At 36.3% G+C, this 914-nt stretch carries 3 tRNA genes; all 3 read right to left on the bottom strand.

The window, feature by feature from the left end:
- Positions 1-572 precede the first annotated feature (572 nt).
- A tRNA-Val gene (locus BTO23_RS14210) sits at positions 573-648 on the bottom strand.
- Between the two features lie 61 nt (positions 649-709).
- Positions 710-785, bottom strand: a tRNA-Lys gene (locus BTO23_RS14205).
- Positions 786-789: 4 nt separating this feature from the next.
- Positions 790-865, bottom strand: a tRNA-Glu gene (locus tag BTO23_RS14200).
- Between the last annotated feature and the right edge of the window lie 49 nt (positions 866-914).

Here is a 914-nt window from a genome sequence, read left to right as displayed (position 1 = left end):
ATTACTTAACCATACAACCCCAAGAGGTCTTTTTACTTGTTCTTTTATCTTTATACTTCGTTGTTTTCAAAATTTACTTGGTCATGTAGCAAGCTACGCTCCCTTCGATAAATTTCTTAACGCCTTGTCTAAAAATAAAATTACTACGTAAAACAAATAACTTGAGATCGTATTTCAACTAATCAAGGTTGAACTCGTCACTATCTCTGTATAAAAGATAGGGAGTTCTGGTTTTTCGCCGGATTCGCTCTTTATCTCTACTTAAAAAATAGAAAAAATAATACCAAGAACACTTGAATGTGTTTTTAATTTGTTTATCTAAAGATAAACAAAAGATATTAAGAACTTTTAAATTTTGATTTAACTTAATTACATTTTACTTTTTAAAAAATAAATTAAGCTAAATCAGTCAGCTTTCCAAATTGTTAAAGAGCAATATAACGTCATTCAATTTCTTAAATGACAATATACTTTTTAAGTATTCTTAGACGGCAAAAATCCTAACCAGGGTCAATTTCTTGAACTGGTTTGGAATCCTTCCAAAAACATTTAAAGAGTATATCCATATGAAATGGTGGGCGATACCGGGCTCGAACCAGTGACCCCCTCCTTGTAAGGGAGGTGCTCTCCCAACTGAGCTAATCGCCCACATAATATTTCAATTTACTCCTGACTCTATCAGAAATAAACTCATTCTCTGTGGAAAGAATGGTGGGTCGTGCAGGATTCGAACCTGCGACCAATTGATTAAAAGTCAACTGCTCTACCAACTGAGCTAACGACCCTAAGTGGTATCCCGTAGGGGAGTCGAACCCCTGTTACCGCCGTGAAAGGGCGGTGTCCTAGGCCTCTAGACGAACGGGACACTATGAAGGTGTTGGGCACCTTCAAATCTCTTTATTTTTCAACCTTCG

Origin of the sequence: Aliivibrio sifiae, assembly GCF_002954715.1 — a bacterium.
Taxonomy (GTDB): domain Bacteria; phylum Pseudomonadota; class Gammaproteobacteria; order Enterobacterales; family Vibrionaceae; genus Aliivibrio; species Aliivibrio sifiae.
Note: the sequence above shows the minus strand (reverse complement) of the source record. Positions and strands in the feature narration are given on the sequence as shown.